General features: G+C 70.9%; 11 protein-coding genes and 1 pseudogene. 10 read left to right on the top strand and 2 right to left on the bottom strand.

Annotated elements, in window-relative coordinates; all coding sequences use genetic code 11:
- Positions 1-326: 326 nt before the first annotated feature.
- Positions 327-1,157 (bottom strand): HAD family hydrolase, encoded by an 831-nt coding sequence (locus NGB36_RS11310; RefSeq protein WP_255920062.1) that lies wholly within the window; start codon positions 1,155-1,157, stop codon positions 327-329.
- A gap of 595 nt (positions 1,158-1,752) precedes the next feature.
- Here NGB36_RS11310 and ssd point away from each other — a divergent pair.
- The 7 genes and pseudogenes from ssd to NGB36_RS11275 all read left to right on the top strand — a co-directional run.
- A complete protein-coding gene (ssd, locus tag NGB36_RS11305; RefSeq protein WP_255920101.1) occupies positions 1,753-2,877 on the top strand; it encodes a septum site-determining protein Ssd in 1,125 nt (374 codons plus the stop codon).
- A complete protein-coding gene (locus tag NGB36_RS11300) occupies positions 2,874-4,082 on the top strand; it encodes a TadA family conjugal transfer-associated ATPase (RefSeq protein WP_255920061.1) in 1,209 nt (402 codons plus the stop codon). Before ssd ends, NGB36_RS11300 begins: the two co-directional genes overlap by 4 nt.
- Positions 4,079-5,017, top strand: a complete 939-nt coding sequence (locus tag NGB36_RS11295) for a type II secretion system F family protein (protein WP_255920060.1) — start codon at positions 4,079-4,081, stop codon at positions 5,015-5,017. The genes NGB36_RS11300 and NGB36_RS11295 overlap by 4 nt, the downstream gene beginning before the upstream one ends.
- A gap of 5 nt (positions 5,018-5,022) precedes the next feature.
- The gene (locus NGB36_RS11290) at positions 5,023-5,829 is read left to right on the top strand and encodes a type II secretion system F family protein (RefSeq protein ID WP_255920059.1); all 807 of its coding nucleotides are present in this window, start codon (positions 5,023-5,025) and stop codon (positions 5,827-5,829) included.
- Positions 5,830-5,913: 84 nt separating this feature from the next.
- Positions 5,914-6,099 carry a DUF4244 domain-containing protein gene (locus NGB36_RS11285; protein WP_308288835.1) on the top strand — a complete coding sequence of 62 codons (186 nt, stop codon included), beginning with the start codon at positions 5,914-5,916 and terminating at the stop codon, positions 6,097-6,099.
- The gene (locus tag NGB36_RS11280; protein WP_255920057.1) at positions 6,086-6,487 is read left to right on the top strand and encodes a TadE family type IV pilus minor pilin; all 402 of its coding nucleotides are present in this window, start codon (positions 6,086-6,088) and stop codon (positions 6,485-6,487) included. The genes NGB36_RS11285 and NGB36_RS11280 overlap by 14 nt, the downstream gene beginning before the upstream one ends.
- A pseudogene (locus NGB36_RS11275) lies at positions 6,484-6,759 on the top strand (Rv3654c family TadE-like protein); the annotation flags it as partial. The gene NGB36_RS11280 and the pseudogene NGB36_RS11275, both read left to right, overlap by 4 nt.
- 66 nt (positions 6,760-6,825) lie before the next feature.
- Here the strand turns inward: NGB36_RS11275 and sftH are convergent.
- The gene (gene sftH, locus NGB36_RS11270; protein ID WP_255920056.1) at positions 6,826-9,189 is read right to left on the bottom strand and encodes a DEAD/DEAH box helicase; all 2,364 of its coding nucleotides are present in this window, start codon (positions 9,187-9,189) and stop codon (positions 6,826-6,828) included.
- A gap of 167 nt (positions 9,190-9,356) precedes the next feature.
- Between sftH and bldG the strand changes: the two genes are divergently transcribed.
- From bldG to NGB36_RS11255, 3 genes are all read left to right on the top strand, one after another.
- Positions 9,357-9,698, top strand: a complete 342-nt coding sequence (gene bldG / locus NGB36_RS11265) for an anti-sigma factor antagonist BldG (RefSeq protein WP_018562186.1) — start codon at positions 9,357-9,359, stop codon at positions 9,696-9,698.
- Positions 9,699-9,812: 114 nt separating this feature from the next.
- Complete coding sequence (locus NGB36_RS11260; protein WP_255920100.1) at positions 9,813-10,280, top strand: ATP-binding protein; 468 nt, start codon at positions 9,813-9,815, stop codon at positions 10,278-10,280.
- A 456-nt stretch (positions 10,281-10,736) separates the two neighbouring features.
- Positions 10,737-13,142 (top strand): sodium-translocating pyrophosphatase, encoded by a 2,406-nt coding sequence (locus NGB36_RS11255; protein ID WP_255920055.1) that lies wholly within the window; start codon positions 10,737-10,739, stop codon positions 13,140-13,142.
- Positions 13,143-13,345: the final 203 nt, after the last annotated feature.

Genomic DNA, 13,345 nt, shown 5'->3' with positions numbered 1-13,345 from the left:
CGCTGGCACGTCCGCCGGGTGACCATGCGTGCACTCTTTTGCCCATCAGGTCGGGAACTTCTGCCCGTCACCTGGTTGGGCAACCCGGTCAGCGGGCTGGCTTCGCGTGGGTGCCCGGCGTTCGTGCTCGGTCCGTGGGGCCTGATGCGACGGACTTCCTCTCGGATGTCCGTGGTCTCGCGGGCCGTTGAGTCCTTTGTACTGCACGGGTGGGTGAAGCGGAACCCCTGGCTACGGTTCTTTACTTTTGAGCTCAATTAACAACTAATGCCTCGAATCACATCAAACTGCATTGAATCGGGCATTGGCTCGTATAGGCCGCGAGATCATAGCGAATACTCGGGCCTCCGCCTGCGCGATACGTACCAGACCAGACCTGCGGTCGCGGCGGCCGCGCCCGCCGCGGCGAACGCCGCGAGCACCGGGCGGGGCGGCATCGACGGCACGCGCTGACGCAGCCGGACGGTGCGGCTGAAGACCAGCACCGGCCACCCGCGGGCGTTGGCTTCGCGGCGCAGGGCGCGGTCCGGGTTGACCGCATGCGGGTTGCCGACTGCGGACAGCATCGGGATGTCCGTGGCCGAGTCGCTGTAGGCGTAGGAGCGCGACAGGTCGTACCCCTCCGATGCGGCCAGGGTCGCGATCGCCTCCGCCTTCGTCGGGCCGTAGGCGTAGTACTCGACTTCACCCGTGTAGCGGCCGTCCTCCACCACCATCCGGGTGGCGACGACGTGGTCCGCGCCCAGCATCTCGCCGATCGGCTCCACCACCTCAGCCCCCGACGTGCTGACGATCACGACGTCCCGACCCGCGGCGTGGTGCTCCTCGATGAGGGAGGCGGCCTCGTCGTAGATGAGCGGGTCGATCAGATCGTGGAGCGTCTCGGCGACGATCTCCCGCACCTGCCGCACGTTCCAGCCGCGGCACAGCGCCGAGAGATATTCGCGCATGCGCTCCATCTGATCGTGATCCGCCCCGCCGAGGAGGTAGACGAACTGAGCGTATGCGGTACGCAGCACGGCCCGACGATTGATCAGGCCGCCTTGGTAGAACGACTTGCTGAAGGCCAAGGTGCTCGACTTCGCGATGACCGTCTTGTCGAGATCGAAGAAGGCGGCAGTCCGCGGCAAGGAGTGGTTTTCCACGAGGACGAGCATAGGCACCCACCATTCGGCGTAAGCTGAGGCGCGTGGGTTTGCCTGAGAAGGCTCTCGGGTACACCATGGAAGTCACGGATCGTTCGCGACCGTGCTAACCCGGTCCGACTCCTCCCCCCCCGAGTCGGCCGTGGGGACGACCCCCGCTCTCCCCCCCGGCGGGGGTCGTCGCATGTCCGGACCAATGTCAGGGCCGGAATTCCCGCCGGCGGCCGGTGTGCCGAGACCCGGTCGATCCGCTTCCGTTTTCATTGCCTTCCCTTCGCGCGTCTTCGTACCGCTTCCTTCCGGCTTCTCCCATCGATCTCAAGGCATCGATGTCAGGTACGACGTGTGACGATCCGTAATCGTTGCGCGGTCGGCGAGAAGTCACTCGTGCGGGTGGCGGAGTTCTCCACAACCCTCGGGTTATCCACTGTTTTTGACCAAGATCCCCACGATTCCCAGGGGCGGTTCACCGTGAAGGCCAGCGAGTAACGCGGTATCCACCAGCGGAAGCGAGGGGGCCATGTCCGAATCCATCTCATCTGGCACATCCGGCACTCCGGACACAGCGCAGGGCACATCGCAGGCCACGCCACAGGGCACACCGCGCATGCCCCGGCCACCCGTCGGGGCGAGACGTCTGCCGTCCGGGCGCCGCGCGGCGGGCGGACGGTCGAGCCGCCCGTTGATCGTCACCGAGGACGAGGGCCTGCTGGACGATCTGTTGCGGCTGTGCGCCGCCGCCGGCGCCGAGGCCGAGGTGTCCTACGGACCGCCCGGCCGGCCCGGGAGCTGGGACTCGGCACCGATGGTGCTGGTGGGAGACGAGTGCGCGGCCTCCCTCCACGGCATGTCGCGCCGCCCCGGCGTACTCCTCATCGGACACGATCTGGACGACCAGACGGTGTGGCGGCGTGCGGTCGGCATCGGCGCCGATCATGTGCTCTTCCTCCCCGACGCCGAGCCCTGGCTCGTGGACCGGATCGCCGACGCGGCCGAGGGCGTCGGCGAGCCTGCACTGACCATCGGCGTGGTCGGGGGCAGAGGCGGCGCGGGAGCCAGCACACTGGCGTGCGCGCTCGCCGTGACGGCGGCGCGCTGCGGCCACCGCACGATGCTCATCGACGGTGATCCGCTCGGCGGAGGCCTTGACGTCCTGCTCGGCGGCGAGCGCGCGGACGGCCTGCGCTGGCCCGACCTCGCCGAGTCCCAGGGGCGCGTCAGCAGCGGAGCACTGGAGGAGTCGCTTCCACGGCTGCACGATCTGAGCATCCTCAGCTGGGACCGGAGCGATTCGGTCGTCATCACCCCGGAGGCGATGCGCTCGGTACTCGGTGCGGCGCGGCGGCGGGGCGGCGTCGTGGTCGTGGATCTGCCGCGACGGGTGGACGACGCGGTCATCGAAGCGCTCTCCCAGATCGACGTCGGGCTGCTCGTCGTCCCGGCGGAGCTGAGAGCCGTCGCCGCGGCCGACCGGGTGGCCTCGCGGTTCGGCATGGTGCTCAGTGATCTTCGTGTGGTCGCCCGCGGTCCCTTTCCGCCCGGTCTCGACGACGAGGAGATCGCGCGCCTGCTCGACCTGCGGCTCGTTGGTGAACTCCCTGCGGAGAACGGCCTGTTGGCGTCGGTCGACGGCGGCAGACCACCCGGTGCCGGCGGTCGCGGCCCGCTCGCCCGCTTTTGTTCGGCGTTCCTCAGCGAGGCGCTGGCCGGCGGCGGGAGCGTCGCGTCATGAGCGGGGTACGAGGCGCCGTGGAGGCGCGTGAGCCCCGGGCCGGGCAGGACGACCGGGCGGCGCTGCTGGATGCCGTGCGTCTCAAACTTGCCGAAGCCGGAGAGGAACCGACCCCGGCCAGGGTCGCCGCCGCACTGCGCTCCCAGGGGCGGCTGCTCGGCGACACGGCGGTCCTCGGGGTGGTCCGCACCCTGCGCTCCGAAATGGTCGGCGCTGGGCTGCTCGAACCGCTGCTCGCCGAACCGGGAGTCACCGATGTGCTGGTCAACGGGCCGGAGGAGGTGTGGGTCGACCGGGGCTCGGGCCTGGAGCACACCGGGATCCGCTTCGGCGACGCGGCGGCGGTGCGCCGGCTCGCGCAGCGGCTCGCCACCGCCGCGGGCAGGCGGCTGGACGACGCACGACCGTGGGTCGACGCGCGGTTGCCGGACGGCACGCGGTTGCACGCGGTGCTGCCTCCCGTCGCGGTCGGTGCGCCATGCCTGTCCCTGCGCGTGCTGCGGACGCGCGCTTTCACCCTCGACGAACTCGTCGCCGCGGGCAGCACGGACGCCGGCACGGCACGCCTGCTGCGGGCCGTGATCGACGCCCGGCTCTCCTATCTCGTCAGCGGCGGCACCGGAACGGGCAAGACGACTCTGCTCAGCACACTGCTCGGCCTGGTCGGCCACGGCGAACGGATCGTCCTCGCCGAGGACTCGTCCGAGCTGCGGCCCGACCATCCCCACGTGGTGCGTCTCGAGGCCCGTCCGGCCAACCAGGAGGGCGTCGGCAGGGTGACGCTTCGGGACCTCGTCCGGCAGGCGCTGCGCATGCGGCCCGACCGGCTCGTGGTCGGCGAGGTCAGGGGAGCCGAGGTGACGGATCTGCTCTCCGCACTCAACACGGGCCACGAGGGAGGGTGCGGCACCGTACACGCCAACGCCGCGTGCGATGTGCCCGCCCGCCTCGAAGCCCTCGGCTCGACCGCAGGGCTCGAACGCCCGGCACTCCACAGCCAGCTGGCGGCGGCGCTCTCCGTCGTGATCCACCTCGCGCGCGATCGCAGCGGACGCCGCAGGGTCGCGGAGATCCACGTCTTCGAGCGCGACCGGCGCGGTCTGGTCTCCACCGTTCCCGCGATCGTCCTCGGCGCGGACGGCGACTACCGGCGGGAGCGCGGATGGCCGCGGTTGGCCGCGCTGTGCGAACGGGGTGCGGCATGAACACCGCGGAGACCTTGGCCGTGTTGAGCGCGGCGCTCTGCGTCGCGGGCGGGCTGTGGTCGTTGTGCACAACGGACGAGGCGCTGCGGCGGGCGCGGCTGATGTTCGCCGACTGCGGCCGGCCGCCGGTCGGACCTCCGGGCTGGGCGCGGTGGCAGTCGTACGCCGGGCAGGCCAGGGCCGTACTGGAGCGTGGCCGGAAGCAGGCGGCGCACCGGCTCGGCGTACCGGTCGGGCCCGAGGTGCTGTGCCTGCCCGCCGGACTGCTGCTGGGGCTGCTGACGCATTCGCCGCTTCCGCCGCTCGCTGGCGCGGTCGCCATGCCGCTGCTCGGCCGTCAGCTGCGCGCGCAGCACAGGCGGTCGGAGAACGAGCGGTGGCAGGAGTCGGTGATCACCCTCTGCACGGCGGTCGCCGGTGATCTGCGCGCCGGTCGTCCGCCGGATGCCGCATTGGCCGACGCCGTCGAACGGATGCGGGAAGCCAGGGGCTTCGGTGATCCACAGGCTGGGGAGTGCATGAGTCGGCTACTTGCGGCCGCGCGGTTCGGCGGTGACGTCCCGGCGGCGCTCCGCCAGGCCGCACGCAGGCCCGGGGCGTACGGTCTGGCCGCGGCCGCCGCGTGCTGGGAAGTGGCCACCGTCGGCGGTGCCGGGCTCGCGGACGGCTTGGACCGTGTCGCGGCTGCCCTGCGCGCCGAGCGCGACCAACTGGAGGAGCTGCGCGCCGCGTTGGCAGGGCCCCGGTCGACGGCCGCGATGCTCGCGCTGCTTCCGGTCTTCGGCCTGGTACTGGGCTGGACGATGGGCGCCCAGCCCTTGCGGGTCCTGCTGCACACCCCGAGCGGGCAGGTCTGCCTGGCGGTCGGTGTGGTGCTGGAGGGACTGGGGCTGCTGTGGACCTCGTCGATCGCCCGTGCCGCCGAGAAGGGATGACGGCGATGGGGGGTGAGTTCATCCACAGCCTGGGGACGGCGGTGCCCGGGATCTCGGCCGTGCTGTGCTTCGGTTGGGCGGTCGCCTCCGCCCGACGCGCACACGCGGCCCGGCGCAGGCGCGAGTGGCTGCTCGGCATCGAACGCCTGCGGCGCAGAACCCGGCCGAGGCTGAGCCTGGCGGGGCGTGCGAAGGCCCGGGAGTGGGCGATGGCGGTCTCGGCCGGGTGCGCGATCGCCGTGTTCATCGGCGGGATCCCCGGCTGCGTCGCGGGACTTGCGATGGTGTTCGGCGTACGGAGGTGGCAGCTCCGGTCACGTCGGCGCACCCGCGGAGCCCCCCTCCAGGACGACCGCACGGGCAAGGTGACCGGTCAACTCCCACTCGCGGCCGAGCTGCTGGCCGCCTGTCTGGCATCCGGTGCCGCGCCGGGCGCGGCGGCTTGCGCCGTGGGCCGCACCCTCGAAGGGCCCCTCGCCCAGGCGCTGTCGCGCGCCGCGGCGGAGCTGCGCCTCGGTGGTGATCCGGCCCAGTGCTGGAGCCGGGTGCGCGCACTCCCGCAGGCGGACGTGCTCGGCCGCTGGATGGAGCGCGCAGGCACCACAGGCGTCCCGCCGGTCGCCGAGATCTCACGGCTTGCCGCCGCGTACCGCGCGGAGCGCTCACGTTCGGCGGGCAGCAGGGCCCGCCGCGCGGCCGTGCTGGCCACCGCACCGCTCGGCCTGTGCTTCCTGCCGGCCTTCCTGGCAGTCGGGGTGGTGCCGGTGGTGATCGGCCTCGCGGAGGTGATGGCGCACGCGCAGCAGGTCTGAGCCGGCGGACCGGAGGACGGACGCAACAAGGGCACGTACAGGGAAACCACGGAAACGGGAGGGGCCATCGACATGTGGGGTTGGATGCGGCGCCGTTCGGCGGCGGTGTGCGGCGCGGCCGCGCAGGCGGGGATGAGCACGGCCGAGTACGCGGTGGGCACCTTGGCGGCGTGCGGCTTCGCCGCCGTCCTCTACAAGGTGATCACCAGCGGCGCGGTGAGCTCGGCGTTGAGCGGACTGATCAGGAGGGCGCTCGATGTCGCGTTCTGAGACGCCGCAGCGCGAGGAGCCGCGGTGCGGGACGGTGCGAGCCGATGCCGGGTATGTGACGGCTGAGGCGGCCGTGGTCGTTCCGGTGCTGGTCCTCTTCACCGGGATGCTGTTGTGGGGGCTGATGGCGGCCTCCGCACAGATCCGCTGCGTGGATGCCGCCAGGGCCGGGGCACGGGCCGCCGCGCGGTCCGAGCCGCGCGCTGCGGCGCTCGCCGCCGCGCAGTCGGCCGCACCACGGGGAGCATCGGTGGAGCTGCGGCGCGAGGGTGATCTGGTGCGGGTCCGTGTGACGGCGCAGTCGCTGGGCCCCGGGCGGATGGCGGGACTGATGTCGGTCACGGTCGGCGCGGACGCGGCGGCCCTCGCCGAGGACGCGGTCCGGTGAGCCGCGAGCGCGGCTCGGCCACCGTGTGGACGACGGTGATGACGGGGGCGCTGTGTGCAGTGTTCGCTGCGGTGCTCGCCATGGGCCAGGCGGTCTGCGCACGTCACAGGGCCGGAGGCGCCGCAGACCTCGCGGCGCTCGCGGCTGCCGACCACGCCCTTGACGGTGCGTCCGCCGCCTGCCGCGAGGCCGAGCACGTCGCCGCGGCTCAGGGGGCACGGCTCGTCTCCTGCTCCGTGCGCGGTGAGGTCTCGGACGTCGTCGCCGAAATCACGAGCCGCGGTGTGCTCGCCCCGCTGGGTCCGGCCCGCGCCCGCTCCCGTGCCGGGCCGCCGCAATCACTGCCGCGCGGCGAGGAGGAGGTCGAGGACGCGGATCGCGGCGAGCTTGTCCAACGGGTCGTTTCCGTTGCCGCACTTGGGCGACTGGATGCACGAGGGGCACCCGAACTCGCACTCGCACGCGGCGATCGCCTCGCGCGTCGCGGTGAGCCAGCTGCGAGCGGTACGGAACGCCCGCTCGGCGAAGCCCGCCCCGCCCGGGTGGCCGTCATAGACGAAGACCGTGGGCAGGCCGGTGTCGGTGTGCAGGGGTATCGACACGCCGCCGATGTCCCAGCGGTCGCAGGTGGCGAAGAGCGGCAGCATGCCGATGGACGCGTGCTCGGCGGCGTGCAGGGCGCCAGGGAGCTCCTCGGGGTGGATCCTGGCGTGCTCCAGCTGCGCGTCGGTGAGCGTCCACCACACGGCCCGGGTGCGCAGGGTGCGCGGCGGGAGGTCGAGCTTGGTCTCGCCGAGCACCTCGCCCGTGATCAGCCTGCGGCGCAGGAACGAGACCACCTGATGGGTGACTTCGACGGATCCGAAGCACAAGCGCGCCTCGCCCCACGGCTGTTCGGTCTCCGTGTCCAGGATCGAGATGGCGGTGGTCTCACGGGCCATCGTGGAGTACGGCGGATCGTCCTCCTCGACCAGCGCCACGCAGTCCTCCAGGTCCAGCTGCTTGACCACATAGGTGCGGCCCTGGTGCAGATGGACTGCGCCGTCGTGGACGGTGGCGTGCGCGGAGGAGACGTCGACGGTGCCGAGCAGCCGGCCGGTCGCCGCCTCGACCACCTGGACGGGCCGGCCGCCCTCGCCGCGGATGTCGGTGAGGTCCGCAGCCCGCTCCCGGCGGGTCCAGAACCATCCGCCCTTGCGCTTGCGCAGCATCCCGCGCATCTCCAACTGCGGTATGAGGCCCGGCGCTTCCGGGCCGAAGAGGGCGAGATCGGCCTCGGTGAGCGGGAGTTCGGCGGCTGCGGCGCACAGGTGGGGGGCGAGCACGTACGGGTTGTCGGGGTCGAGCACGGTCGACTCCACCGGCCGGTCGAACAGTGCCTCGGGGTGGTGCACCAGATACGTATCCAGTGGGTCGTCGCGTGCGACGAGAACGGCGAGCGCGCCCTGGCCCGCACGACCGGCCCGCCCGGCCTGCTGCCACAGCGACGCACGGGTCCCCGGGTACCCGGTGATCAGAACGGCGTCCAGGCCGGAGACGTCCACGCCCAGCTCCAGGGCGGTGGTCGAGGCGAGGCCGAGGAGGCGGCCGCTGTGCAGATCCCGCTCGAGTGCGCGACGCTCCTCCGGCAGATAACCGCCGCGATAGGCGGCCACGCGTCCGGGGAGAGAGCGGTCGACGGCGGCGAGCCGGTCCTGCGCCAGCAGGGCGATCAGCTCGGCGGCGCGCCGGGAGCGGACGAACGCGACAGTGCGGGTGCCCTGGACCACCAGGTCGGTGAGCAGGTCAGCGGCTTCCGCGGTCGCCGTGCGGCGCACCGGGGCGCCGCGCTCTCCGCTGAGCTCGGTGAGCGGCGGTTCCCACAGCGCGAAGACGAGTTCGCCGCGTGGGGAGGCGTCCTCGGTGATCTCGGCGACTGGTACGCCCGTCAGCCGGGTGGCCGCCTCTCCCGGGTCGGCCGCGGTGGCCGAGGCGAGCAGGAAGACCGGTTGCGCTCCGTAGCGGGCGCACACGCGGCGCAGCCGCCGCAGCACCTGGGCGACATGCGACCCGAAGACACCCCGGTAGGTGTGGCACTCGTCGACCACGACGTAGCGCAGCCGGCGCAGAAAGGAGGACCAGCGCGGATGGGCGGGCAGGATGCCGCGGTGCAGCATGTCGGGGTTGGTGAGCACATACGTCGCGTACTGGCGCACCCATTCGCGTTCCTCGAACGGCGTGTCGCCGTCGTACACGGCCGGCCGGATCCGGGAGCCGCCGATCGCCGGGCCGCCGGCGAGCTCCGCCACCGTGCGGCACTGGTCGGCGGCGAGCGCCTTCGTCGGCGCCAGATACAAGGCGGTGGCCCCTCTGCCGTTGGCCGCTTCCGAGCCGTCCAGCAGCGTACTGAGCACAGGGGTGAGATACGCCAGCGACTTGCCGGACGCCGTACCCGTGGCAACGACCACCGACTCACCGTGCAGCGCGTGCTCCGCGGCGCGCACCTGGTGCTCCCAGGGCCGCTCGATACCGGCGTCTCTGATCGCCTCGATCACTTCGGGGCGGATCCGATCAGGCCAGTCCGCATGGCGGCCGGTCCTCGGGGGCAAGTGCTCCGTATGAGTGATGCGCGCGGCGCGGCCCGCCCCAGAGACGAGCCGGTCCAGAGCTGTGGCCGGATCGGGGCGGCCGGGTACCGATTGCGGTGGTTGATCGTGGGCCATTGACAGTCAGTGTGTCACCGGCGCGATGGACAATCGTCGTAAGGCGTCGTGCTCGCCCGCCGGTAAGTGATTGAATGCCGTTGCGGCTGCCGATCCGTCCCCTCCCCCGGTGGGGAGACCCCAGGGGGCGAGCGGCTTGATGCTTGATGCAAGGTGCTGGAGGATCCGTGGACCTGTCCCTGTCGACTCGGACCGTCGGCGACCGTACGGTCGTCGAGGTCGGTGGCGAGATTGATGTTTACACCGCGCCCAAGCTGCGCGAGCAGCTGGTCGAGCTCGTCAACGACGGGAGCTACCACTTGGTCGTGGACATGGAGGGCGTGGACTTCCTCGACTCCACCGGCCTCGGTGTGCTCGTCGGCGGGCTGAAGAGGGTGCGTGCGCACGAGGGCTCGCTGCGTCTGGTGTGCAACCAGGAGCGCATCCTCAAGATTTTCCGAATCACCGGTCTGACCAAGGTGTTCCCGATTCACACCTCGGTCGACGAGGCTGTCGCGGCGACCGACTGACGGTGGCGGCGCTCGCGCCGCTATGCCGATGTGATCGTCCGAGTACGGGGGTACCGGGCCTGAGGGGCCCGGACCCCTGTGATGCACGCCCGCAAGACCGAGGGGGAAGCCGTCATGGCCACCGTCGAACTGCGCTTCAGCGCACTGCCGGAGCACGTCCGGACCGCACGACTGGTGGCGGCCGCAGTGGCGCGCCGCGCCGGTGTGGACGAGGCCGTACTCGACGAGGTCCGTCTCGCCGTCGGCGAGGCGTGCACGCGCGCCGTCGGCCTGCACCGTGCCAACGGTGCGAATCTGCCCGTGCGCGTGCTGCTGACCGAGGAGGAGAAGAAGTTCTCCATCGAGGTCGGCGAGGAGGCTCCCGGTGCCACAGGGGACCGTCCGGGCGTGCCGGCCGCGCGGGCGGACGACGAGGCCAGGGCCCACCCCGGCAGTTCGGCGCCGGACAGCGGCGAGGACGAGGGCCAGATGGGCCTTGCGGTGATCAGCGGCCTCGTTGACGACGTCGAGGTCATCGAGGGCCCCGGCGGCGGAGTCATCCGTATGAGCTGGCCGACCAATCCGGCCGTCGCCCTCCCCTGAAGCCGCCCTCCTGAAGCCGCCCTCTCCTCGAGGGCGCCCTCCCCTGACGTCGTCCCAGCCTGACATCGTCCCCACCTGACCCCCTCGTCTCCTGACGGCGTTCGCGCCCGAAACGGATCCCGCCCCCTCGCTGATCCATCTGGGTCTCCGCTGCTCCACCAGGACTTCTGATCCATTGGATCACCAGGTCCCCGCGATCTTCGAGTCTCTTGGCGATCTTTCCTGGCGATCAATTACGGGGGTCCACTCGGCGCCCGATCCTTCACCGTAATCAGTGATTTCTTCGGCCGCCGCAAATTGTCCACCCCCGCGGCAGGCGAATTCTCGTTGCTGCGCTCTGTTTTGATCCCCTCGCGCTCCTTACAATCCGTGCATCTTTGCTCAGCCCGCCTGAGCGCGGCGGCTGTTGCGGTCGCAGGAGTCGCGCGCCCATGTGCCAAACGTCAAGGAGGACGAATGGCGGGGCTTCTCACCCCAGCGCAGGACCTTTCACAACTTCCCCAGCTTCACCCGCTGGCCGCGGCGGCCACACTGACCGGCGGCAACCGCAATCTCGTACTGATCACCACCGTGGTGGCCGTCGCCGCGCTGCTCGTCGCGATCGTCCTGGTCCGCCAGGTGCTCGCTGCTGACGAGGGCACGGAGAACATGAAGCGGATCGCCGCGGCGGTGCAGGAGGGCGCGAACGCCTACCTCATGCGGCAGTTGAGGACGCTCAGCATCTTCGGTGTGGTCGTCTTCTTCCTGCTCATGCTGCTGCCGGCCGACAACTGGACGCAGCGCATCGGGCGTTCGGCGTTCTTCCTGGTAGGCGCGGTCTTCTCGGCGTCCACCGGCTACATCGGCATGTGGCTCGCGGTGCGCAGCAACGTGCGCGTCGCCGCGGCCGCCCGCGCCGCAACCCCGGAGCCCGGAGAGCCCTCCGCGGACCTGACGACGGTCTCGCACCGCGGTATGAAGATCGCGTTCCGCACCGGCGGCGTGGTCGGCATGTTCACCGTGGGCCTCGGTCTGCTCGGCGCCTCCGTCGTCGTCCTGATCTACAAGGCCGATGCCCCCAAGGTGCTCGAGGGGTTCGGCTTCGGAGCCGCGCTGCTGGCGATGTTCATGCGTGTCGGCGGCGGCATCTTCACCAAGGCCGCAGACGTCGGCGCGGACCTCGTCGGCAAGGTCGAGCAGGGCATCCCCGAGGACGACCCGCGCAACGCCGCGACGATCGCGGACAACGTCGGGGACAACGTGGGCGACTGCGCCGGCATGGCGGCCGACCTCTTCGAGAGCTACGCGGTCACGCTCGTCGCCGCATTGATCCTCGGCACCTCCGCATTCGGCAATGCCGGACTGGCATTTCCGCTGCTCGTCCCGGCGATCGGTGTGATCACTGCGATGATCGGAATCTTCGCCGTCGCGCCGCGCCGCAAGGACCGCAGCGGAATGAGCGCGATCAACCGTGGATTCTTCATCGCGGCTGTGATCTCTCTTGTCCTCGTCGGGACAGCGGCATATGCCTATTTGCCGTCGCGGTTCGCCGATCTGAAGGGCGTTCCGGCATCGATCACGAGCCACAGCGGGGACCCGCGGGTATTCGCCCTCGTCGCCGTCGCGATCGGCATCGTGCTCGCCGCGCTCATTCAGCAGCTCACCGGCTACTTCACCGAGACCAACCGCCGCCCCGTACGCGATGTCGGCAAGACCTCGCTCACCGGTCCCGCGACGGTCATCCTCTCCGGCATCTCGCTGGGCCTGGAGTCCGCCGTGTACGCCGCCGTGCTGATCGGTCTCGCCGTCTACGGCGCGTTCCTGCTCGGCAGCGGCTCCCTGCCGCTCGCCCTGCTCGCGGTGGCGCTCGCCGGCACTGGCCTGCTCACCACCGTCGGCGTGATCGTCGCCATGGACACCTTCGGTCCGGTCACCGACAACGCCCAGGGCATCGCCGAGATGTCCGGCGACGTGCGGGGCGAGGGCGCCAAGGTGCTCACCAACCTCGACGCCGTCGGCAACACCACCAAGGCGATCACCAAGGGCATCGCCATCGCCACCGCGGTGCTCGCCGCCACGGCGCTGTTCGGCTCCTTCACCGACGCGATCGACACCGCGAAGGCGGGAGTGGGCCCGGCCGCGCACGGTCTGAGCCTCAACCTGGTGATCGCCCAGCCCAACGACCTCGTTGGGCTGCTCATCGGTGCGGCAGTCGTCTTCCTCTTCTCCGGGCTCGCGATCAACGCGGTGTCGCGGTCGGCCGGTTCGGTCGTCTTCGAGGTGCGCCGTCAGTTCCGCGAGCACCCCGGGATCATGGACGGCACGGAGAAGCCGGAGTACGGGCGCGTGGTGGACATCTGCACCAAGGACGCGCTGCGTGAGCTGGCCACCCCCGGTCTGCTCGCCGTCATGGCGCCGATCGCCGTCGGTTTCGGCCTGGGCGTCGGTTCTCTCGGCGCGTACCTGGCGGGAGCCATCGGCGCCGGCACGTTGATGGCGGTCTTCCTCGCCAACTCGGGCGGCGCGTGGGACAACGCGAAGAAGCTCGTCGAGGACGGACACCACGGCGGCAAGGGCAGTGAGGCCCACGCGGCGACCGTCATCGGCGACACCGTCGGCGACCCGTTCAAGGACACCGCGGGCCCCGCGATCAACCCGCTGCTGAAGGTGATGAACCTGGTCTCGCTGCTGATCGCACCGGCGATCGTTACCTACTCGTACGGTGACAAGGCGAGCCTCGGCCTCCGTATCGGGATCTCGGTGCTCGCGCTCGCCGTCATCGTCGGCGCGGTCTACATCTCCAAGCGCCGAGGGATCGCGGTGGGTGATGAAGGCAACAATGAGTCCGCGACACGACAGGTCGATCCGGCGGTGGTGTCGTAGCACGTGAGAACGGACAGATCGTCAATATCGCGGCGGGCGGTGCGCGTTGAGCGCACCGCCCGCCGCTGCGTAGGCTGCGTCAACGGTGCGTCAGGCGCGGTCTGATCTTGGTGCAAATGGCTGTAATACAGGTCGTACCGATCGTCCGTCTCGCGGCCCGCACCCCGGTTACGTGTATGTTCCGGGGCCGTAGAGCCACGGAA

The sequence above is a fragment of the Streptomyces humicola genome (assembly GCF_024436035.1).
GTDB classification, from domain to species: Bacteria; Actinomycetota; Actinomycetes; order Streptomycetales; family Streptomycetaceae; genus Streptantibioticus_B; species Streptantibioticus_B humicola.
Note: the sequence above shows the minus strand (reverse complement) of the source record. Positions and strands in the feature narration are given on the sequence as shown.